The sequence below is a fragment of the Paenarthrobacter sp. 2TAF44 genome (genome assembly GCF_052114885.1).
In the GTDB taxonomy this organism is placed as follows: Bacteria; Actinomycetota; Actinomycetes; order Actinomycetales; family Micrococcaceae; genus Arthrobacter.
Map to the genome: position 1 here is coordinate 1 of NZ_JBFRFP010000020.1, position 20,284 is coordinate 20,284.

Annotated in this window: 21 protein-coding genes, 1 tRNA gene and 1 other RNA gene; 17 read left to right on the forward strand and 6 right to left on the reverse strand. The window is 60.7% G+C overall.

The features are described from left to right. Positions 1-548: 548 nt before the first annotated feature. The 7 genes from AB4Z15_RS18105 to AB4Z15_RS18135 all read left to right on the forward strand — a co-directional run bounded on the left by AB4Z15_RS18105 (position 549) and on the right by AB4Z15_RS18135 (position 5,503). Positions 549-968, forward strand: coding sequence for a DUF3052 domain-containing protein (locus tag AB4Z15_RS18105; protein WP_216925434.1), 420 nt, complete (start codon positions 549-551; stop codon positions 966-968). Then, complete coding sequence (locus AB4Z15_RS18110; RefSeq protein WP_442006189.1) at positions 965-1,468, forward strand: peroxiredoxin; 504 nt, start codon at positions 965-967, stop codon at positions 1,466-1,468. Before AB4Z15_RS18105 ends, AB4Z15_RS18110 begins: the two co-directional genes overlap by 4 nt. A 23-nt stretch (positions 1,469-1,491) precedes the next feature. Beyond that, positions 1,492-2,418, forward strand: coding sequence for an NAD-dependent protein deacetylase (locus AB4Z15_RS18115; protein WP_442018374.1), 927 nt, complete (start codon positions 1,492-1,494; stop codon positions 2,416-2,418). A gap of 55 nt (positions 2,419-2,473) precedes the next feature. After that, positions 2,474-2,546 (forward strand) — tRNA-Val (locus tag AB4Z15_RS18120). A gap of 106 nt (positions 2,547-2,652) precedes the next feature. Next, positions 2,653-2,943 carry a hypothetical protein gene (locus tag AB4Z15_RS18125; protein ID WP_442018375.1) on the forward strand — a complete coding sequence of 97 codons (291 nt, stop codon included), beginning with the start codon at positions 2,653-2,655 and terminating at the stop codon, positions 2,941-2,943. Between the two features lie 249 nt (positions 2,944-3,192). Next, positions 3,193-3,987, forward strand: coding sequence for an IclR family transcriptional regulator (locus AB4Z15_RS18130; RefSeq protein WP_442018376.1), 795 nt, complete (start codon positions 3,193-3,195; stop codon positions 3,985-3,987). A 157-nt stretch (positions 3,988-4,144) separates the two neighbouring features. Further along, complete coding sequence (locus AB4Z15_RS18135; RefSeq protein ID WP_442018377.1) at positions 4,145-5,503, forward strand: MFS transporter; 1,359 nt, start codon at positions 4,145-4,147, stop codon at positions 5,501-5,503. Between the two features lie 113 nt (positions 5,504-5,616). Here AB4Z15_RS18135 and AB4Z15_RS18140 read toward each other — a convergent pair whose 3' ends face one another. Then, a complete protein-coding gene (locus AB4Z15_RS18140) occupies positions 5,617-6,684 on the reverse strand; it encodes a D-2-hydroxyacid dehydrogenase (protein WP_442018378.1) in 1,068 nt (355 codons plus the stop codon). 85 nt (positions 6,685-6,769) lie between these two features. Here AB4Z15_RS18140 and AB4Z15_RS18145 point away from each other — a divergent pair, with 85 nt between their 5' ends. From AB4Z15_RS18145 to AB4Z15_RS18155, 3 genes are read left to right on the forward strand one after another with little or no spacing between them, the layout of a single operon-like run. Next, positions 6,770-7,669, forward strand: a complete 900-nt coding sequence (locus AB4Z15_RS18145) for an NAD(P)-dependent oxidoreductase (protein ID WP_442018379.1) — start codon at positions 6,770-6,772, stop codon at positions 7,667-7,669. Between the two features lie 54 nt (positions 7,670-7,723). Continuing rightward, on the forward strand, positions 7,724-8,494 hold the full coding sequence (locus tag AB4Z15_RS18150; RefSeq protein WP_442018380.1) for an SDR family oxidoreductase: 771 nt from the start codon (positions 7,724-7,726) through the stop codon (positions 8,492-8,494). Beyond that, a complete protein-coding gene (locus tag AB4Z15_RS18155; protein WP_442018381.1) occupies positions 8,494-9,543 on the forward strand; it encodes an L-idonate 5-dehydrogenase in 1,050 nt (349 codons plus the stop codon). The genes AB4Z15_RS18150 and AB4Z15_RS18155 overlap by 1 nt, the downstream gene beginning before the upstream one ends. Here the strand turns inward: AB4Z15_RS18155 and AB4Z15_RS18160 are convergent. Further along, the gene (locus AB4Z15_RS18160; RefSeq protein ID WP_442006180.1) at positions 9,540-10,268 is read right to left on the reverse strand and encodes a FadR/GntR family transcriptional regulator; all 729 of its coding nucleotides are present in this window, start codon (positions 10,266-10,268) and stop codon (positions 9,540-9,542) included. The two genes, AB4Z15_RS18155 and AB4Z15_RS18160, sit on opposite strands and share 4 nt — an antisense overlap. Positions 10,269-10,521: 253 nt before the next feature. Between AB4Z15_RS18160 and gndA the strand changes: the two genes are divergently transcribed. Both gndA and AB4Z15_RS18170 read left to right on the forward strand, forming a co-directional pair. Beyond that, a complete protein-coding gene (gene gndA, locus AB4Z15_RS18165) occupies positions 10,522-11,958 on the forward strand; it encodes an NADP-dependent phosphogluconate dehydrogenase (protein WP_442018382.1) in 1,437 nt (478 codons plus the stop codon). Positions 11,959-12,070: 112 nt separating this feature from the next. After that, complete coding sequence (locus AB4Z15_RS18170) at positions 12,071-12,904, forward strand: oxidoreductase (RefSeq protein ID WP_442018383.1); 834 nt, start codon at positions 12,071-12,073, stop codon at positions 12,902-12,904. Here AB4Z15_RS18170 and epsC read toward each other — a convergent pair. The 3 genes from epsC to msrA all read right to left on the reverse strand — a co-directional run bounded on the left by epsC (position 12,901) and on the right by msrA (position 15,053). Next, positions 12,901-13,485, reverse strand: coding sequence for a serine O-acetyltransferase EpsC (gene epsC, locus AB4Z15_RS18175; RefSeq protein WP_223933212.1), 585 nt, complete (start codon positions 13,483-13,485; stop codon positions 12,901-12,903). The two genes, AB4Z15_RS18170 and epsC, sit on opposite strands and share 4 nt — an antisense overlap. Before the next feature lie 41 nt (positions 13,486-13,526). Beyond that, the gene (gene cysK / locus AB4Z15_RS18180) at positions 13,527-14,462 is read right to left on the reverse strand and encodes a cysteine synthase A (RefSeq protein ID WP_442006176.1); all 936 of its coding nucleotides are present in this window, start codon (positions 14,460-14,462) and stop codon (positions 13,527-13,529) included. A 66-nt stretch (positions 14,463-14,528) separates the two neighbouring features. Then, on the reverse strand, positions 14,529-15,053 hold the full coding sequence (gene msrA, locus AB4Z15_RS18185; RefSeq protein WP_442018384.1) for a peptide-methionine (S)-S-oxide reductase MsrA: 525 nt from the start codon (positions 15,051-15,053) through the stop codon (positions 14,529-14,531). Positions 15,054-15,177: 124 nt separating this feature from the next. On the opposite strand from msrA, the gene AB4Z15_RS18190 reads away from it, so the two are divergent. Further along, positions 15,178-16,089, forward strand: coding sequence for a Nif3-like dinuclear metal center hexameric protein (locus AB4Z15_RS18190; RefSeq protein ID WP_442018385.1), 912 nt, complete (start codon positions 15,178-15,180; stop codon positions 16,087-16,089). A 90-nt stretch (positions 16,090-16,179) separates the two neighbouring features. Next, complete coding sequence (locus AB4Z15_RS18195; RefSeq protein ID WP_442018386.1) at positions 16,180-16,917, forward strand: zinc ribbon domain-containing protein; 738 nt, start codon at positions 16,180-16,182, stop codon at positions 16,915-16,917. Positions 16,918-16,926: 9 nt separating this feature from the next. Here the strand turns inward: AB4Z15_RS18195 and AB4Z15_RS18200 are convergent, their stop codons facing one another. Then, positions 16,927-17,691 carry a YaaA family protein gene (locus AB4Z15_RS18200; protein WP_442018387.1) on the reverse strand — a complete coding sequence of 255 codons (765 nt, stop codon included), beginning with the start codon at positions 17,689-17,691 and terminating at the stop codon, positions 16,927-16,929. Between the two features lie 57 nt (positions 17,692-17,748). Between AB4Z15_RS18200 and rnpB the strand changes: the two genes are divergently transcribed. From rnpB to AB4Z15_RS18215, 3 genes are all read left to right on the forward strand, one after another. Beyond that, positions 17,749-18,140: RNase P RNA component class A (rnpB, locus tag AB4Z15_RS18205), an RNA gene on the forward strand. A gap of 284 nt (positions 18,141-18,424) precedes the next feature. Then, the gene (locus AB4Z15_RS18210; protein WP_442006171.1) at positions 18,425-19,912 is read left to right on the forward strand and encodes a glyceraldehyde-3-phosphate dehydrogenase; all 1,488 of its coding nucleotides are present in this window, start codon (positions 18,425-18,427) and stop codon (positions 19,910-19,912) included. A 71-nt stretch (positions 19,913-19,983) separates the two neighbouring features. Beyond that, the gene (locus AB4Z15_RS18215; protein ID WP_224090731.1) at positions 19,984-20,193 is read left to right on the forward strand and encodes a hypothetical protein; all 210 of its coding nucleotides are present in this window, start codon (positions 19,984-19,986) and stop codon (positions 20,191-20,193) included. Positions 20,194-20,284 lie beyond the last annotated feature (91 nt).

Consider the following 20,284-nt stretch of genomic DNA (forward strand, 5'->3'; position numbering starts at 1 on the left):
TACTGGGCACGCTCCGTGCCCTGCTCCGCGATCAACGCATCAAGGGACTCAATCCACTCCGCGGTCTCTTCCGGATCACGATCAGGCAGCTGGGCAGTCAACCCGCTGAGGATGTGTGAGGTCTCTTCTCCTGCAGCCACGTCCAACCTTCCTTTAGGCGCATGCATCGGCGCCTCAGGTCTGGCAGGGTAACTGCCCGTCATGAACGCGTCGTGTGCGACATCTCGGTTTCAACAGCCCGGTCGGATGCGCCGGGCAGGTCTTGTGAGCGCATGGCTGCCCAGTAGAATTCCTCGGGGCGATCGCCCTGCAGCCAAAGCGCTCATGGCCACTCTAGCTTTGACAGCGCTGGGATGCGTAGCCGCGGGGCTTCAGGGGCGTTGTATGTCACATCTTGGTGCTCTCCGTGACGGATGCCACGTGATTGTCACAGCTTCGAAACACCCTAGGTAGTGCGGAATATGCGTCATCGCAGGGACAATGGCTTGAAGCACACGCCCAAAGGGTGTTGGCTGTTAGTAATGGAAGTCACTTCAAAAGGAGGAAACGTGAGCGAGGCCGACGCCGCCACATCGGTAAATGTGGCGGAAAGATTGGGTTTCAAAGACGGGGATCTGATTCAGGAACGCGGCTACGACGACGACGTCGATTTCGACTTGCGTGACGACATTGAAGATGTCACGGGCTCTGAGCTGTTGGATGAAGATGATCATGACGTCGTAGACGCTGTTATTTGCTGGTGGCGGGACGGCGATGGTGACCTGGTCGATGCTCTGATGGATTCGCTCACCACCTTGAAAGAGGGCGGCGTGGTGTGGGTTCTGACACCCAAATCCGGCCGCGACAACTACGTCTCTCCGGCGGACATCCAGGACGCGGCGCCTACGTCCGGGCTGCACCTGACCACTTCTGCCGGGGTATCCAAGGACTGGAGCGCCACCCGCTTGGTGCCGAAGAAGAACAAGTGACGGAAGTCCAGCAAGCCCCGGCCCCCGTGCTCGTTCCCGGGATCGGGGAGGTAGCGCCTGACTTTGAGCTGCTGAATCAATATGGCGAGCCGGTCCGTTTATCGGATTTCAGGGGTCGCAACGTTGTGGTGGTGTTCTATCCGTTCGCTTTCTCCGGCATCTGCACGGGAGAACTGTGTGAGATTCGCGACAATATCGGCGCCTTCGAAGACTCGAACGCCACGGTCCTTGCGATCTCCGTAGACAGCAAATTTGCCTTGCGCGCGTACGCGGAGCAGGAACGCTACGAGTTCGATCTTTTGGCTGATTTCTGGCCACATGGAGCTGTGGCACAGGCTTACGGCGTCTTTGATGCCCGGAGCGGGATGGCTCTTAGGGGAACGTTCATCATTGATGCCGAAGGATTGATCCGGTACGTGGTGGTCAATCCGCGGGGACAGGCGAGGGACCTCGCAGGCTACCGCCAGGCGCTCTCTGAATTGAGAGTGCAGCAGGGGTGAACCAAGTGCGGCCCGGTGTTGGTATGACCGGCTTCGCCAGCATGGAGCCGGCCATCGCTGCCACCTTGGAGGCCGGGGAAGAGGCGGCCTTGAAGGAAGCCCTGGACATCCTTGGCGGCAAGCGGCTGGCTATTCTCACTGGGGCCGGGCTCAGCACCGATTCGGGTATTCCGGACTACCGGGGACCTGGTTCGGCGCCACGGAGCCCCATGACATATCAGGAATTCATCGGCAGTGCTGCCAATCGACGGCGGTATTGGGCCCGGAACCATATCGGCTGGTCCCACCTGCGGCACGCTGATCCAAATGCCGGTCACCTCGCCGTCGCCCTCATGGAACGGCGAGGTCTGCTGACAGGCCTCATCACCCAAAACGTCGACAGGCTCCACGAGGACGCCGGGAGCACCAATGTAGTGGATCTGCATGGGCGTTTCGATCAGGTGATTTGCCTCGAGCACGGACACATATTTTCCAGAAAGCTGCTCGCCGCCATCCTTGAGGAGCTGAATCCGGGGTTCGTAGCAGCCGCGCTTGAGGCCGGTGTGGTGGAAATGGCACCAGACGCTGATGCCACCGTGGAAGATCCCGAACTTATACAGTCATTCGTGGTGGCAGTTTGTCCTGTCTGCGGCGGCACGCTGAAGCCTGACTTCGTCTACTTTGGCGAAAATGTTCCCAAAACCCGCGTCGAACGGGCGTATGCCATGGTGGACGCAGGCGAAGCGCTCTTGGTTGCCGGCTCCTCGCTCACGGTGATGAGTGGGTTGAGGTTCGTGCGCCATGCGGCGAAGGCCAGCAAGCCGGTGGTCATCATCAACAGGGGACCCACGCGAGGTGACGAATTTGCCGCCCTCAAACTTGAAGTGGGAGTCAGTGGCGCCCTGGATTATCTCGCGAGGAATTTGCCTGACCCTGTAGCCAGGGACTCGATTGGTGTTTCCCCCGAATGATCATGTAGAGTCATTGTTCGTTGGTTGAAGCGCTAAGGCACTGAAACTGAACTTTGGGTCTTTAGCTCAGCTGGTAGAGCGCCACGTTTACACCGTGGATGTCATCGGTTCGATCCCGGTAGGACCCACAAAGAAACCCCGTCGTTCTGGACCGTAAGGTTCGAGAATGGCGGGGTTTTCCTTTTCCCTGGAAGCACCGGAAAAAAGTCAGTGCCCACGCCTAGTGTCTGGCTCATGGAACAGGTATACATCCTCACTTCAGGGGGCGGTACGGCAACTACGGTTGTCCGGGGCGGTCGGAACTGGCAGATTGCCGAAGAACCATTCCGATGGTTCGAGAGGGTGCCGTGGTGGGAGAACGCCAAGCGCATGCCCCGCGGGCAGGGCCGCGTGGATGTTGAGGTGTTGCAAGTCCAGGTGCGGCTGGGAAGCAACGCCATGTCCAGCCTGGCAACCTGGGAACTCGTGCGGGACGGAAGCGGTGGGGGCTGGTACCTGCGTGGCGAAGAGCGGGTGGCGGCGTAGGATTCGGGCCGCGAAATGGATGAGCTCTCCACCGCGACTATTGGGGGATGCCGCGGTGGAGAGCTCGAAAATGAATATACAGCGAACTTTTCGGTTTGGAAAGTAAAGCCCTCCTTAAGGCCTTGTGTGTCGACAAAGTCGCCTTTCGCCCCGGCAGGACGGCAGGCAGTCACACTATGATGGGTAGTGTTCAGCTGAATGAACAGCCGCTGGACGGCGACGTCCGGTTTGATATGACGAAGGAGAATCATGGCCGATTCCCGCATTATCCGCTCCGAGGGACTGGGCGCCTCATCGCCGGCGCCTGCGGTGACCCGCGCCGCGGCCGTTCTGGAAGCATTGGCAGAATCGCCGTCGGGCCGCCTCACCCTGAGTGATCTGTCCAGGGAGTTGGGAATCCCTAAATCTTCCACGTCCAATCTGCTGCTGGCGCTCGAGGAGGCGCGGCTTATTACCAGGCAGGGCGCGGACTTTGGCTTGGGTCGAAAGCTCGTAGAGCTGGGCGCCGCCTACTTGAGCCGGTTGGACGAAGTGCAGGAGTTCTATAAGTACTGTGAACAAGCGCCCACCCTGTCCGGAGAAACTGTCCGCATTGCCATGTTGGACGGTGACCATGTCATTTACCTTGCGCGCTATGAAGGTCATCCTGCAGTTCGGTTGACCTCCAACATAGGCGACAAGATGCCAGTCTCCCTCTGCAGTGTAGGAAAGGCGCTCCTGGCGCAGTTGCACGATCACGACATCGATGCCATGTTCCCGGATGGCATGGAACTTCCGGTCATGACTCCGAACTCGCTGCGCAGGGCAGAGGAACTGAAGGCGCAGATTGCCACGATCCGCAAGCAGGGGTTTGCCTTTGAGGACGAAGAATCAACGGTAGGCGTGGTGTGCCTTGCCGTTCCCGTGCCCACCCATGGAGCACATGGTCCAAGCTTGGGGCTTTCTGTTACTGCATTGAAGGCTACTTATTCCGAGGAACAGGGCGCCCTCATGGTCAAGGAACTCAAGGAGCTCGCGCGTTCCCTGGGGAATCCGATGGGTTGATGCCGTGGGGCCCGTCACAATCGCCGGTTTTGAATAAATCTGATTTCAACCTTGGCAGTGCGTTCAACAAGCTGTACGCTGTTCATCATAGTGATCTTGGCGGTGATGCCATCACTATCTCGCCGGGCCAACGGGGGCCTGGGGTGATTTTGAGGGAGTGCTTGTGACAACTCGTACTAATGCAAAGCTCGCAGCTGAGGCTGACGATGCAGTGGTTGAGCCGGAACAGCTTCGCAGGGCGACGCTGGCCAGCTCCGTGGGTTCTGCCCTGGAGTACTACGATTTCTACATTTACGGCCTGGCCTCGGCCTTGATCTTTGGGCCCTTGTTCTTCAAACCCTTGGGTGAGAGTGGGGCTTTGATCGCATCCTTTGCCACCTATGGCGTGGGATTTGCGGCCAGGCCCTTCGGCGGTATTTTCTTCGGATTCATCGGAGACAGGTTTGGCCGCAAAATGGTCCTCTTGCTGACAATTGGCATGATGGGACTCGCAAGCTTTGCCATCGGCCTGCTGCCCACCTTCGAGCAAGCCGGAATGCTCGGCGCTGTACTCCTGGTGACGCTGCGCATTATCCAGGGCTTGGGTGCCGGAGCGGAACAGGCTGGAGCCACAACCCTGATATCAGAAGTGGCTCCGCCGAAGCGTCGCGGATACTTCGCGTCGCTGCCATTCGTGGGCATTCAGCTCGGCACGCTCCTGGGCGCCGGAACTTTCGCACTATTGCAGCTGGCGGATAAGGATGCTTTCGAGGCGTGGCTCTGGAGGGTGCCGTTCCTTGCCAGCTTTGTCCTGATCATCGTTGCCGTCTTCATTCGCCTGAGGTTGAAGGAAACCCCGGTATTTCAGGAATTGGAGAAGCATAAGAATGTGGTCAAGAACCCTGTCGGTCAACTTTGGAAGCACTCCAGAAGGAACGTGCTGGTTGGTATAGGACTCCGGATGGGAGAGAACGGCAATTCGTCCATCTATTCGGCTCTGCTGATCTCCTTCATGTCAGTCAAGGAAGGTGTCTTCCCTGGAGACAAATTCATTGGCCCTGTGGGACTCCTGATTGCCGCTGGATTCGCGGCCGTTATGGTGGTCACCTTCGGTGCGCTGTCCGACCGCTTTGGTCGGGTACGGGTTTACCGGTACGGCGCGTTGTTCCAGGCGGTCTTTGCCATCCCCGCCTTCTACCTGGTGACCCTCGGAAACGTGACTCTCGTATGGGCTGTCATGGTGGTTGGTATCGCACTGGGCGTCCAGTCCATGCTGGGTCCGCAGTGCCCATTGCTACCTGAACTGTTTGGTTCCCAGTATCGCTTCACCGGTGTTGCGCTGAGCCGCGAAATCTCTGCTGTGCTGGCGGGTGGCCTCGTGCCCCTGCTCGGCGCCATCCTTCTGGCGGCTACGCATAACTCCTGGGTAGTACTGGCGGTTTACTCGCTCGTCTTGGCGCTGATTTCCTTCATTACGACGTTCTTCACGCCTGAAACAGCTGGACGGGACCTTCTTTCCCTTGAGGACGCGAAGTAGCCCACCGGCAGCTTCGAGGCATTGCGCAGAAAACATTGACGCAAAAAGGCTCCGACCCCTTGGGGTCGGAGCCTTTTGCATCAGAGCTTGATCGGGCCTGGTAAGAATCGGGCCTAGTAGAAGTGGACCGGATCCACCAGATGGGGAAGGTCGCCACCGTCCAGGAAAGTACGGAGATTGCTGCAGAAGCGTTCCGCGATGAGGCGGTTTTCGGCTGTGCTCAGTGCGGACGTGTGTGGCGATACCAGAACCTTGGGGTGGTTCCACAGGGCACTATCCTGCGGGAGCGGCTCGACGGCAAAGACGTCCAGGCAGGCATAGGCAACCTGCCCGTTGTTGAGGGCTTCAAGAAGGGCATCCTCGTCCACCACTGTGCCACGGCCAACGTTGACGAACACGGTACCCGGCTTCATTGCGGAGAAGATGTCAGTGCTGAACAGCTTCTCAGTGTACGGAGTGCCGGGGAGTGTGTTCACCACGGCATCAGCGTCGGCAACCAGATCCGCAAGGCCGTCATTGTTAGTGACCTCGTCGATGCCTTCAATGGCCTCGACGTTACGTTTGGTGCCGCTGACCCTCATCCCCAGAGCACGGGCAATACGTGCGGTTTCCATGCCGATCTCGCCAAGCCCGGCAATGACCACCTTGGATCCGTTGGCCAACTTGGTGGGTGTTCGCAACTCGGGCCAAACCTTGGCCGCTTGGTCCTGGGCCATTTCGGCGCTGCGCTTGAAGCCGTTAAGGATGCCAAAGGCGGAGAATTCCGCGAGCGGCAACGCGTGGACCCCGGCCGACGTGGTGACGCGGAATTTTAGGAGCGTCTCAGTATCCAGCCCCGAAGCCTTAACGGCTCCGCCAGCCCCGGCGGCCATGGCGTGAATCCATTGAAGGTGGGGATTGCTCCGGGCAATCCGGGCAAGGCCGGCGGGGCTTTCGTTAGGGAAGCCGTACAGAACCTGGGCCCGGTTGAGCATGGCCCAGTAGCGTTCTTCCTGCTCTGGCGTCCGCTTGAAATCAGGGTCCCCGCTGTGGTCTGCAGGGAAGCGCTCGGGCGGAAGGAGATCTGGTTCGTACAGGACAGTTACGGAAGGATCCACGGCGCGGATGCGCTCCACATGCTCAACTTCGAGCGGCACAGCGATCGCGATGGTAAGTTCATCAGTCGTCATAGTGTTCATCATACTGAATGGAGGCTAGGATATTGAACAGTTCGTTATGTTTGCTACAAACTTTTGGTGCACACAAAGAAGTGAGGTTCTTCACAACATGACCAGCAAACGCGTGGGTTTCGTGGGCTTGGGACTGATGGGGGCTCCCATGGCGGCCAACATTGCTAAAGCGGGATGGGTTGTCACGGCATGGAACCGCTCCGACGCCGTTTTCGAAGGCCTCGCCGGTATTGGCCGGGTGGGCACCGTTGCCGGGCTCCGGGACGAACCAATAATCATTTTCATGCTCCCCGATTTGCCCTTCATTGAGGCTGCAGCAGAAGGCTTGTTCGATGCCTGGCGGTCGGAGCCGCCCCAGCCCGGGACCGCCGTCGTTATTATGAGCAGCGTTTCTCCAACGGATGTCCGCCAGTTCGGCGAACGAGTCCATCAGGCCAGCGACGGAAATGCCGTAGTGATTGACGCGCCAGTGAGTGGCGGCACTGCAGGCGCCGAAAGCGGAACTTTGGCCATTATGGCCGGGGCATCCAAAGCGGACTTTGAACGGCTTCTGCCACTCTTTGAAACCATGGGAACAACGGTGCGCCGGATGGGCCCACTGGGATCGGGCTCGCTCGCCAAGGCCTGCAATCAACTGATCGTCGGAACCACGACGGCGGCACTTGCCGAGGCTGCCGAGCTTGCCGAGCGCTCCGGTATGGATGTTGCCGCGCTGTATGAAGTCCTCGCAGGAGGGTTGGCCGGAAGCCGGGTGTTGGACGTCGTCGGGCCACGCTTGGCAGCAAAGGACTATGCGCCCACCGGACCAGCCAAATTCATGCACAAGGATCTTGCCTTCGTGGTCCAAAGCGCCGAAGCTGTGGGCTCCCCGGTACCTATGGCCTCTGCGGCCATCCAGCTCTACGGCGAGCTCAAACGTCAAGGACTTGGCGATCAGGACCTCGCCGTCGTTCGCCAGGCAATTGCCAATCTTTCCCTCTCCATGGCTGACAACTAACTGCCGGCCCTGACCAACAAACTTGTCCAGACAAGAAGGAATGCAAAAAGAAACATGAGTGGACTATTTGATCTGAGTGGACACGTCGCGTTGGTGACGGGTTCGAGCCGGGGGATTGGCAACGCCCTGGCCCGGGGCCTCGCCGACGCCGGAGCAACTGTAGTGCTCAACGGAATCAATCCCGAACGTTTGGAGGCGGCAGCCGACGCTATGGCGGCTGACTATCCTGCGGGAAGGGTCCACAGCCGGGCGTTTGATGTGACGGATGCGGCTTCAGCCGCTGATGGCGTCGCGTGGATCGAGGCCAACGTCGGCCCGTTGGACATCCTGGTCAACAACGCGGGTATCCAGCACCGTGTTCCCATGCTTGAGTTGGATGTGAAGGACTGGGACCGGGTGATCAGCACGGATTTGACCAGCGCGTTCCTGGTGGGCCGGGAAGCGGCGCGGCATATGATTCCCCGGGGCCGAGGGAAGATCATCAATATCTGCTCGGTCCAGACCGACCTTGCCCGGCCGACGATTGCCCCGTATGTGGCGGCGAAGGGTGGGCTGCGTAACCTGACCCGGGCGATGACGGCTGAGTGGGCGGCGTCGGGGTTGCAGATCAACGGCATCGCCCCGGGGTACATCCATACGGAAATGACCCAGAACCTGGTCGATGATGAGGCGTTCAATTCCTGGATCCTGGGCAGGACGCCAGCCAACCGGTGGGGCACGGTCGCTGACCTGGCCGGGCCTGTTGTGTGGCTGGCGTCCCAGGGGTCCAATTTCGTCAATGGCCAGACGATCTTCGTTGATGGCGGAATGACGGTGGTGGTCTGATGGGCATCACCCTCCCGGCCTCCGGCCCCGCTGTCGTCGCGCACGCCAAAGGGGACTTGCGGATCGAAGACATCCCACTGAAGGCGCCGGCGCCGGATGAGTCGATCGTGGAGATCGCCTACGGCGGGATCTGCGGTTCAGACCTGCATTATTGGCTGCATGGTGCCGCCGGGGAGTCCATCCTGAAGGCCCCGATGGTCCTGGGCCATGAAATTGTCGGGGTCGTCATCGAGCAGGCAGCCGATGGCAGCGGCCCCGAACCCGGCACTCCAGTGGCCGTGCACCCGGCCACACCGGGCCCGGGCGCGGCACGCTACCCGGCAGAGCGGCCCAACCTTTCCCCGGGCTGCACGTACCTGGGCAGCGCGGCACGCTACCCGCACACCGACGGCGCTTTCAGCCGCTACGCCACCCTTCCCTCGCGGATGCTCCGTGCCCTGCCGGAAACCCTGGATCTGCGGACCGCGGCATTGGTGGAACCGGCCAGCGTAGCCTGGCATGCCGTCGCCCGGGCCGGTGACGTCGCGGGAAAGACTGCCATGGTGATCGGCAGCGGCCCGATCGGTGCCCTCGCTGTCGCTGTCCTCAAGCGCGCCGGCGCTGCCCGGATCGTCGCCGTCGATATGCATGACAAGCCTTTGGAGATCGCACGCGCCGTGGGTGCTGACGCCCTCCTGAAGGGCGACGACGCCGAAGCCATCGCCGCTGTGGAGGCCGACGTCGTTATCGAGTCCTCCGGCAGCCACCACGGCCTTGCCTCGGCCATCAAGGGAGCCACCCGCGGCGGCAAAGTGGTGATGGTGGGGCTGCTGCCCTCCGGGCCGCAGCCGGTCTTCATCTCCCTGGCCATTACCCGTGAGCTGGAACTGTTGGGATCCTTCCGGTTCAACAACGAAATCGATGACGTCATCGCAGCGTTGGCCGACGGATCCTTGTTCGTGGACCCCGTGATAACGCACGAGTTCGACCTCGCCCACGGCCTCGAGGCATTCGACGTAGCCAGGAACTCAGCCGAGTCCGGCAAAGTCCTGCTGAACTTCCAGACTTAGTTTTTCGCCACGGGTACGAACACGCGGGGCTGGTCATTCCAGCTGGGCGCCAGCTCCGCGATCGTTTGGCGCATAATTTTTCCGGCCGCATCTTTGGCCTGCTGACCGTCGCCGGCGTCGATCGCGTGGGCGACATCAATGTGCCACTGCAGCGCCTGCTTCTGCGGGTGCTCAGGCATGAGTCCGTGCACTGTGCGTCCCGTCAGGGTCTCTGTCACCTGGCCAATCAAGTTGGCAAACATTTCGTTTCCGGAGCCGGACAGCACCAGCGCGTGGAACCGGATATCGAGGTCAAGGAACCGTGGCATGTCTCCGGCGTCGCCGGCTTCCTTCATGGCCAGCGAAATATCCACGAGTTCCCGGCGCAGCGTTTCCGGAGCGTTTCCAGCTGCGAGTTCCGCAGCAACAGGCTCGACGGCGGAACGAAGCTCCGCGAGGGACCTCAGTTGGGCGCCACGGCCCTCGCCAGCCAATCGCCAACGAATGACCAACGGATCAAAGGGATTCCAACGATGGGCGGGGAGGACGCGGATTCCGACACGCTTGATCGTCTCGACCAGGCCCAGCGACTGCAGGACGCGGACAGCCTCCCGGACCACCGAGCGCGAAACGTTGAGCTCGTCCTCCAAATGTTCGGCCAGCATGACGTGGCCCGTCGGAAGGGCGCCGCCCACAATCCGGGTTCCCAGATGCTCTACGGCGCGGTGGTGGAGGCTGGTTGACATAGAGGTAAGCATAGTGGGGCGAGGACAATCCGCGTGTAGCATCCGATGCCGCCTCCGCCGTGGGAGAGCCTGCGGAAGTCCCGCACATCATAGACTGTTTATGACGCGGCGCAGTTCCACAACGTGGGCGCCGCTTCCCTGCTCATGGCTTAAATACGTATGGTTTATTACAGCCCCTGGTTATGAAATCGCTTCCTGCGTGCCCCCAGGGGGGTAGGTGGGACTGTTTGTACACGATCGAATTGGAGTTTTGATGTCAGCACACATCGGTGTCACCGGCCTTGCGGTGATGGGCGCCAACCTGGCCCGCAACCTTGCCCGCAATGGCTTCACCGTGGCTCTCCACAACCGCTCCGTGGAAAAGACCGACGCCCTGCTGGAAAAGCACGGCACGGACGGCGACTTCATCCGCACGGAAACGCTGCAGGAACTCGTTGATTCCCTTGAAAAGCCCCGCCGTGTCCTGATCATGGTCAAGGCAGGCGCTCCGGTGGACAACGTCATCGAGCAGCTCGAACCGCTGCTCGAGGCCGGCGACATCATCATCGATGCCGGTAACTCGCACTACGAGGACACCCGCCGCCGCGAAGCCGCGCTGGCCAAGAAGGACCTGCACTTCGTGGGCGTTGGTGTTTCCGGTGGCGAAGAAGGCGCGTTGAACGGTCCTTCGATCATGCCCGGCGGCTCCCGGGAGTCCTACGACGCCCTTGGACCGCTGCTGGAGAAGATTGCGGCAAAGGTCGACGGCGAACCGTGCTGTGCGTGGATCGGCACCGACGGTGCGGGCCACTTCGTGAAGATGGTCCACAACGGCATCGAATACGCCGACATGCAGGTCATCGGCGAAGCCTTCGACCTCCTCCGCTCGGGTGCAGGCATCGAGCCCGCTGAGCAGTCCAAGATCTTCGCTGAATGGAACAAGGGCGATCTGTCCTCCTTCCTGATCGAAATCTCCGCCGAGGTCCTGGGCCACGTCGATGCCAAGACGGGCAAGCCGTTCGTTGACGTGGTTGTGGATGCCGCAGGCCAGAAGGGCACCGGGCGCTGGACGGTCATCTCCGCCCTTGAACTAGGCTCCCCGGTGTCCGGCATTGCCGAGTCCGTGTTTGCCCGTGCACTGTCTTCCCAGGCAGAGCAGCGCAAGCTTGGCCAGGAACTCCTTGCCGGTGAGGAAGCCGCCGTCGAGATCCCCGAGACGTTCGTTGAGGATGTCCGCCAGGCACTGTACGCCTCCAAGCTGGTTTCCTACGCCCAGGGCCTGGACATGCTGACCTCCGCTGCCAAGGAGTATGGCTGGGACCTCAAGCTGGACGAGATCGCCTCGCTGTGGCGTGCTGGCTGCATCATTCGTGCCGAACTGCTCAAGGACATCACCAAGGCTTACGCTGCCGAGGAGAAGCCCGCCAACCTGTTGTTCGCGCCGGCCTTCACCAAGGCCATCGCCGAGGCACTCCCGGCCTGGCGCCGCGTTGTTGCTACCGCCGTCCAGCTGGGCATCCCGGTACCGGTCTTCTCCTCCTCGTTGGCGTACTACGACGGCCTGCGCCGCAAGCGCGTTGCCGCTGCCCTGATCCAGGGCCAGCGCGACCTCTTTGGTGCGCACACCTACGGTCGCGTTGATGCCGAAGGTACGTTCCACACGCTGTGGGGCGAAGACAAGTCCGAAATCTCGGCCGTCGACACCCACTAAGTTCCACCGCAAGGCCGGTTCTTCCCCGATACGCTGGGAGGAGCCGGCCTTTGCCGTGCCGGAACGGGTACTGGGCCATCGCGCGGGTGCCACGAGCCAAGGAGCCAGTGCCATGACCGACCGCATCGCCTTTGTCACTGGAGCATCTACCGGCATTGGTTTCGAGACGGCGCGTGCCCTGAGGTCTGAAGGGTTCGTTGTCTACGCCGGCGCGCGTCGGGTGGAGAAGATGCATCCGCTTAAGGCACAGGGAATCACCGTCATGCACCTGGATGTCACCATCGAGGACTCCATGGCCTCAGCAGTCGCGCTTGTTGAGGCTGCACACGGGCACATAGACGTCCTCGTGAACAACGCCGGGTACGGCTCCTACGGCTCCCTGGAAGAGGTTCCCTTGGCCGAAGGCAGGCGCCAGTTCGAGGTGAACGTGATGGGTCTGGCAAGGATGACTCAACTCGTTATTCCAAGGATGCGGCAAGTGGGTTCTGGTCGGATCATCAACGTCTCCTCCATTGGAGGAAAGATCTATGAGCCCCTGGGCGCTTGGTACCACGGGACAAAATTCGCAGTGGAGGGGATGAGCGATTCTTTGAGGCTCGAGCTGAAGCCGCACGGCATCGACGTCGTCCTCATTGAGCCGGCCGGAACGGACACCGAATGGGGCACCATTGCCGGGGAAGGCCTGATATCCGCGTCGGGTAGAGGTCCATACAAAGGGCAGGCCCACGTCATGGCAGCAGCCTTGGCGTCAACATCCGGACAGCTGATATCAACGCCTCCGAGGGTAGTGGCCAGGGCAATAGTTCGCGCGTCAACGGCAAAACGCCCCAAGACCCGCTACCCGGTGGGTAGGGGAGCCTGGAGCGTCCTGGCCTTACGGAGGGTGCTTCCTGACCGCGTCTTCGACGCCGTCCTCTGGAACTCCTACAAGAGGTTTACCAGCTAGATCCGGTATTCGATGTAGTACTCAGCCGGGTCAACCGCCGGTTTGGTTTCGGATTTCGCGTCGCGGTGCCGCCATGTGGCAGGAATGCCGGTGATGATCGACTCCGGGGGAGCGTTCTTCACCACGACGGCGTTCGCGCCAATTGCGCTGTCTGCGCCGATCGTAATGGGACCCAGGACCTTGGCGCCGGCGCCGATGGTCACACGATCCCCGATGGTCGGATGGCGCTTGACCTTGGCAAGGGACCGGCCGCCGAGCGTCACACCGTGGTAGATCATCACGTCCTCGCCGATTTCAGCAGTTTCACCGATAACGACGCCCATGCCGTGGTCGATGAAGAAACGCCGGCCGATGGTTGCGCCGGGATGGATCTCGATGCCCGTCAGGAATCTCGCCAACTGGGAAATCAGGCGGGCGGGAAAGCGAAGGGCCGGGTTTTGCCACAGCTTGTGGGTCACGCGGTGTGCCCAGATGGCGTGCAGGCCGGAGTAGGCGAAAAAGTTCTCAAAAGAACCTCGAGCCGCCGGGTCATGTGACCGGGCGGCGTCGAGGTCTTCCTTAAGCCTTGCGAAGAAGCTCACAAAGACCTTTCTACAGGAAATGAATGCTTGCGGGCGAAGTGTTAGCCGCGGATATCGTCAAAGAGCACAGTGGAGATGTAACGCTCTCCGAAGTCCGGCACGATCACGACGATCAGCTTGCCCTTGTTCTCGGGACGCTTGGCGACTTCCAGTGCACCCCATACTGCGGCGCCGCCGGAGATGCCGGCGAGTACGCCTTCCTTGGAACCCAAGGCGCGGGCGGTGGCAACCGAGTCTTCAAGGGTAGCGTCGAGGACTTCGTCGTAAACGTTCGTGTCAAGGACCTCCGGAATGAAGTTGGCGCCCAGGCCCTGGATCTTGTGGGGACCAGGGCTGCCGCCATTAAGGATGGGGGAGTCCTTGGGCTCAACGGCAATGATCTGGACTTCGGGCTTGCGCTCCTTAAGGAGCTGCCCGACGCCGGTCACGGTACCGCCGGTACCGATGCCGCCAACAAAGATGTCTACTTCGCCATCTGTGTCAGCCCAGATTTCCTCGGCTGTTGTGTTGCGGTGGATCTCCGGGTTGGCCGGGTTGGCGAACTGCTGAGCCCAGATGGAGTTCTCTGTGTTGGCAACAATTTCCTGCGCCTTTTCAACTGCGCCGCGCATGCCTTCGGAACCGGGAGTCAGTACGATCTCTGCACCGTAAGCGCGAAGCATGACGCGACGTTCCGTGGACATGGTTTCAGGCATGGTCAGGATGACCTTGTAGCCGCGTGCAGCACCAACAAGGGCAAGCGCGATTCCGGTGTTACCGGAGGTGCCTTCCACAATAGTTCCGCCAGGCTTCAGGGCACCGGACTTTTCGGCGGCGTCAATGATGGCCACACCGATACGGTCCTTCACGCTGTTGGCCGGGTTGTAGAACTCAAGCTTGACCGCAACGGTGGCCTCAAGGCCTTCGGTCAGCCGGTTCAAACGGACCAGCGGAGTGCGGCCGACCAGCTGGGTGACGTCGTCGTAGATCCTTGCCATGAAGATTATGCCTATCTCTGAAGAGGGAATGCTGAGGTCAGCCTAACCAGCCGCATCGAAACCCTGCTAAGCAGTTAGCCATGCAGAGTAATATTTCCGCGCTTTGGCCAGCTTTGGATTGATGATGACCTGGCAATAGCCCTGGTACGGGAACTTGGCGTAATAGTTCTGATGGACGTCCTCTGCCTCATAGAACTCGGGTAGCCGGCTTACTTCCGTCACAATCGGATTGGCCCAGAGTGCTTGCGCGCGCTCGATGGCTTCTTCGAAGAGGATCTTTTCCTCCGTCGTGGTGTAGAACATCGACGAACGGTATTGGGTGCCTGTGTCGTAGCCCTGGCGGTTCAACGTGGTGGGGTCGTGCAACGCGAAGAACATGTCAAGAATGACCTCCTCCGGCACCACGGTTTCGTCGAATGTCACCGCAACCACCTCTGCATGACCGGTAGTTCCCGAGCAGACGTCGTAGTAGTCAGGGTTTCGGACATGGCCACCCGTATAGCCGGAAACTACCGAACTGACACCGCGGGTTTTCTGGTACACGGCATCAAGGCACCAGAAGCATCCACCACCAAGTACAAAAGTTTTCATGATCTCTTCAATGGATTGGAGGGCCTGATGATTCCCGCAATACCTTACGGGACAATAACGCCGCTGGGCAGGTACGGCAGCTACCAAAACTGCCCCATCGGGTCCAGTAGGTAAGAATAAGAGTATGGAAGCAGTAGACACCGCCATTTCTGATGCGGATTCCAGCGACGACGCCGGGACAGTGGAAGCAAGCGGGGACCCGACTCTTGGCCAGGTGTTGCTTGCTGTTGAGGAGCTCTGGCCAGAGTCCTTGGCTGAGGACTGGGACGAGGTAGGCCTCGTCGTTGGGCGCCCCAACACGCCCATCACCAAGATCCTGTTTGCTGTGGACCCTACATTGGCTGTCATCGACGAGGCCATTGAGTGGGGAGCGGGGCTCTTGATTACCCATCACCCGTTGCTGCTCAAAGGCGTGAACTCCGTCGCGGCCACCTCCGCGAAGGGCTTGGCCGTGCACCGGCTGATCGAAGCGGGCACCGGACTCCTGACCGTCCATACCAACGGTGACTCCGCCGTCGGGGGCGTATCGGACGTGTTGGCGGACGCCTTTGGCCTGGAGAATGTTGCTCCACTGACCCCTGCCGCCAATGGATTGCCCGAGGAAGGCATTGGCCGGGTTGGTGACCTTCCTGAGCTCATGACCCTGGGTGATTTCGCTGCCCGAGTCTTTGGGATGCTCCCCGCGGTGGCCGGAGGGGTTCGCGTGGCCGGTGACAAGGACGGTCTGCTGCGGCGCGTCGCCGTCTGTGGTGGTGCGGGCGACAGCTTGTTCGATGCCGTCAGGGCCAGCAATGCAGATGTCTATGTGACAGCAGACATGCGGCACCATCCGGCGTCGGAAGCGCGCGAAGGGGCGGTCAACGGCCGGCCGTACCTCATCGACGTCTCACACTTTGCCAGTGAATGGCTGTGGCTGCCCGTAGCCGCGGAAGCGCTCGGCAACGTACTGGGCGATCAGGGCTACGACGTCGAGATCCGCGTGAGCAGCACCAACAGCGATCCTTGGGACTTCATACTCACTCCCGGCGGGGACTAGAGTCTAGAAGATACGGACAATCCCAATAAACACGGGCCGTCCATCCGGAACTGATCCCCAGCGCCGGAAGCGATACAAGCGGAGGTAAGCGTGGCGAAAGCAGCACCGGCAGAACAACTGAAATTGCTTGAACTGCAGGGACTGGATGCCAAGCTCAAATCGTTGGCCGGCCGCCGGAAGGTGCTGGAAACAGATCCGCGGATAGCTGACCTTCAGGACGCACTGAATGTAGCCAATGGTGAACTGGGAGCTGCCAAGATGGCGGTGCACGACGCCGAAGCTGAACTGCGTCGTTCCGAAGCGGACGTGGAGCAGGTCGCCTCCCGCATCGAACGGGACGAAGCCAGGCTTAACAGCGGAACCGGCCTCTCCAAGGACCTGGTGGCGCTTCAGAGTGACATCGCATCCCTTAACAAGCGCCGCTCTGACCTGGAGGATGTCGAGCTTGAAATCCTGGAGCGTTTGGACACCCTGCGGGAGCGCCAGTCCGCACAACAGTCCATCGTGGATGACATCCAAGGTTCATTTGCCGGCATCCGCGCCGAATTGGATGAGGCAATTGCTGAGATCGCAGCCGAGGAAACCGTGGTCCGCGGGCAGCGTGCCGCTTTCGCGGAGGCTCTGGACGCCGGAATGCTCGCAGTTTATGAGAAGACGATTGCCAAGCGTGGCGTCGGGGCTGCCCGGCTGTTCCACGGGAAGTCCGAGGGGTCGGGCATGATGCTCAGCCCCGGTGACCTGGCCGAAGTCAAGGCCGCTGCTGAAGACGACATCGTCTTCTGCCCGGATTCCGGTGTCATTCTGGTTCGTTCGGCGGAGTGGAACTGACAGCTTCAGTCAGCTGGTCAGGATGATGTTAAGGGCGTGTGGCTTGCGGGCAGTGCCGGGGACGAGTTCCGCCCGCCAAATCTCTTTAGCCGCTTTTAGCAGTTGATCGGGTGATGCGGGCGCCTTCCCGCGCCTGGTCAGCAGATGCCTGGCAAACTCACCTCGCGTGTGCTTGGCAAAGTGGCTCACCACAGTGCGCTTGCCGTTGGCCTCGTTGAAAACATTCACTGTGACGGTTTGCGCTGCTGGTGGAGCCCACGCCGCTGCATACGTGCTGGAACGGCAATCAACCAGCAATTCTCCTTCAGCCCGTTTGGCGAGGGCCGCATTCAGGTTCGGCTTCCAGAAGGAGGCGAGGCGTCCGACGTCGGGCAGTGCCGTTCCCATGGACAGCCGGTAAGCCGGCACATGGTCACCAAAACCGATGGCACCCCACAGTGCCGAAATCACCAAAATCGATTCGGTTGCCTTGCGGCGTTGAGTCGGCGTCATCGAATTGAAGCCGAGCGCGTCATACAGGACTCCCGAGTAGACCTGGTGGGCCGGCGCCGCCGGTTCTGCGTGCAGCCGGGTATTACGTTCGACGTCGTCCTTCAGCGAGGCGCCGACGCCAAGCAACGCCAAGGCGTCCTCGTGCGCGCTGACGGTGCCCAACGATTCCAGGACCTTGGCGCGGTAGGGGTTGAGTTCCGGAAAGCTGAGTGACTCCCATTCGACGGCGGGGCCTTTGACAGCGGGGGTCTTGCCTTCGGAAGGCGGCAGCAGAATCAGCACCTGACGATATTACCGGTGACCGGGGCAACCCTCGACGCCGGTAGACTGTACGGCGGATGGGTTGACCAGGCGGTCGCGCGTCACGGAAGTGGCTCGAGGAACGTCCGGGCTCCGCAGAGCAGGGTGGTGGGTAACGCCCACTCGGGGTAACCCGCAGGCCAGTGCCACAGAGAACAGACCGCCTTCGCGTGATGGTGCTTGCATCAGCATGCGGCAGGTAAGGGTGAAACGGTGGTGTAAGAGACCACCAGCTCCCTGGGTGACCGGGGAGGCTAGGTAAACCCCACCCGGAGCAAGGCCAGACAGGACACGTTTGAGGGCTGCTCGCCCGAGTGTCCGGGTAGGCTGCTGGAGGGCGTCGGCAACGGCGTTCGTAGATGGATGGCCGCCACTCCTTTGCCGGCAACGGCAAGGGATGACAGAACCCGGCGTATCGGTCAACCCATCCACATTCGCCACTGAGGTCCCGGGCATATGACGTCCATTGTGACTGCCATGTGAGTGATTTCACGCCCCCCGGCACCCAAGAGGACGCCCTTCCGCCTTAGACTTGTTATGAACGTAGATGTTCTGCCGCCGGGACTGCGTTCGCAGCCGGCGGTCTTTTCTTTGCAATCGTTCAAGGCGCTGTGGGTGGACCGAAGCCCGGCCAGTGCCCGTGCCGCAGGATTACTCCGGGCGGCCGCCATCTGCATACGAGGACGTATGTGGTTGACCCAAGGAAGGTAGTTCTGTGAGCCAGACGTCAGATTCTTGTCTTGATAAGTGGATGGGCCGGGAGGCTCTCGCCGAGGCCATGATTCCGGTGATCGGCCGGTTGTACCGGGAAAACAACGTGGTCACGAGCATCCACGGCCGGAGCCTGATCAACAAGTCGACCATGAACATCCTGAAGGCCCACCGCTTTGCGCGCCGGATGAGCAACACCGAGCTGCTGCTCGAAGAAACCGCACCCCTGTTGAACGCTCTTGCTGAGCTGGAACTCGGTGCGGCTGCAATCGACATTGCCCGCCTTACGGAGAAGTTCCGCGTAGAGGGCCACGGCACCTCCTTGGATGAGTTCCTGCGGGCCGAGCTCGCCGAAATCGTCGGAAAGCGTGGCGCTGATGACCGCACCAGCACCGACGTCGTGCTTTATGGCTTTGGACGCATCGGCCGCCTCCTGGCCCGCATCCTGATTGAAAAGGCCGGTGGTGGGCATGGCCTGCGGCTGCGTGCCATCGTTGTCCGCAAGGGCGCCGAGAACGACCTCGTCAAGCGTGCCAGCCTCCTGCGCCGCGACTCCGTACACGGTTCCTTTGAAGGAACCATCCGCGTGGACGAAGAAGCCAACACCATCACTGCCAACGGCGTTCAGGTCCAGGTCATCTACTCCGACAACCCCGCTACCGTGGACTACACCGCCTACGGCATCAAGGATGCCCTGGTAGTGGACAACACCGGACGCTGGCGCGATGCGGAGGGCCTGTCCCAGCACCTGCAGAGCAAGGGTGTTGCGCGTGTCCTGCTGACGGCTCCGGGCAAGGGCGATCTGAAGAACATCGTCCACGGAATCAACCAGTCCGACATCTCCGATGACGACAAGATCGTCACCGCTGCGTCGTGCACAACCAACGCCATTACTCCGGTACTGAAGGCCATCAACGACAAATTCGGTATCATCCACGGCCACGTTGAAACGGTGCACTCGTTCACGAACGACCAAAACCTGATCGACAACTTCCACAAGGGAGACCGCCGCGGCCGTTCGGCAGCCCTGAACATGGTTATCACGGAGACAGGCGCAGCCAAGGCTGTTGCCAAGGCGCTTCCGGAACTTCAGGGCAAGCTCACCGGTAACGCGATCCGCGTACCTACCCCGGATGTGTCCATGGCGATCCTGAACCTCAACCTTGCCAATGGCACCACACGCGATGAGGTCAACGACTACCTCCGCGAAATGTCGCTGCACTCGCCGTTGCGGAAGCAGATCGACTACATCGACTCGCCGGACGTTGTCTCCACCGACTTCGTTGGTTCCCGCCGCGCAGGCATCGTTGATGGTCTGGCCACTATTTCCAACGACAAGAACCTCGTGCTCTACGTTTGGTACGACAACGAATTCGGCTACTCCTGCCAGGTGGTCCGTGTCATGGAGGAAATGGCCGGCGTCAACCCGCCGTCCTTCCCTGCCCGCGACATCGTGGCTCCCATCGCAGTGCTTGAGGCAGCCAACGCCTAAGCCGGGAAGTATTCACGGGTTTCCCGGCTGTGTCACTGGCATCAGCCGGGAAACCTGACCAAAATGGGTTCATGGAAAATGAATCGACTTTGGAACACGAGACAACGCTGGAACACGCGTTGGACGTAGCACGGGCCAACCACAAGCAGGCACAGAAACTGCTGGACCAGGCCATCGCAGCAAACGCCGCGGGGGACGTCAGCGACGAACGCGTCCAGCAATTGCGTACGCTGCTGGAGGTGGCTGCGGAAGACCTGCAACGCGTTATGCGTGAGCAGTAACCCGGGGAAGAACCCCACCACTGCAGTGTGACTTCTCCTACACACTGTGGATATCGGCTCTGACTGTCGGTGCCGTGTCCTACGCTCGAAG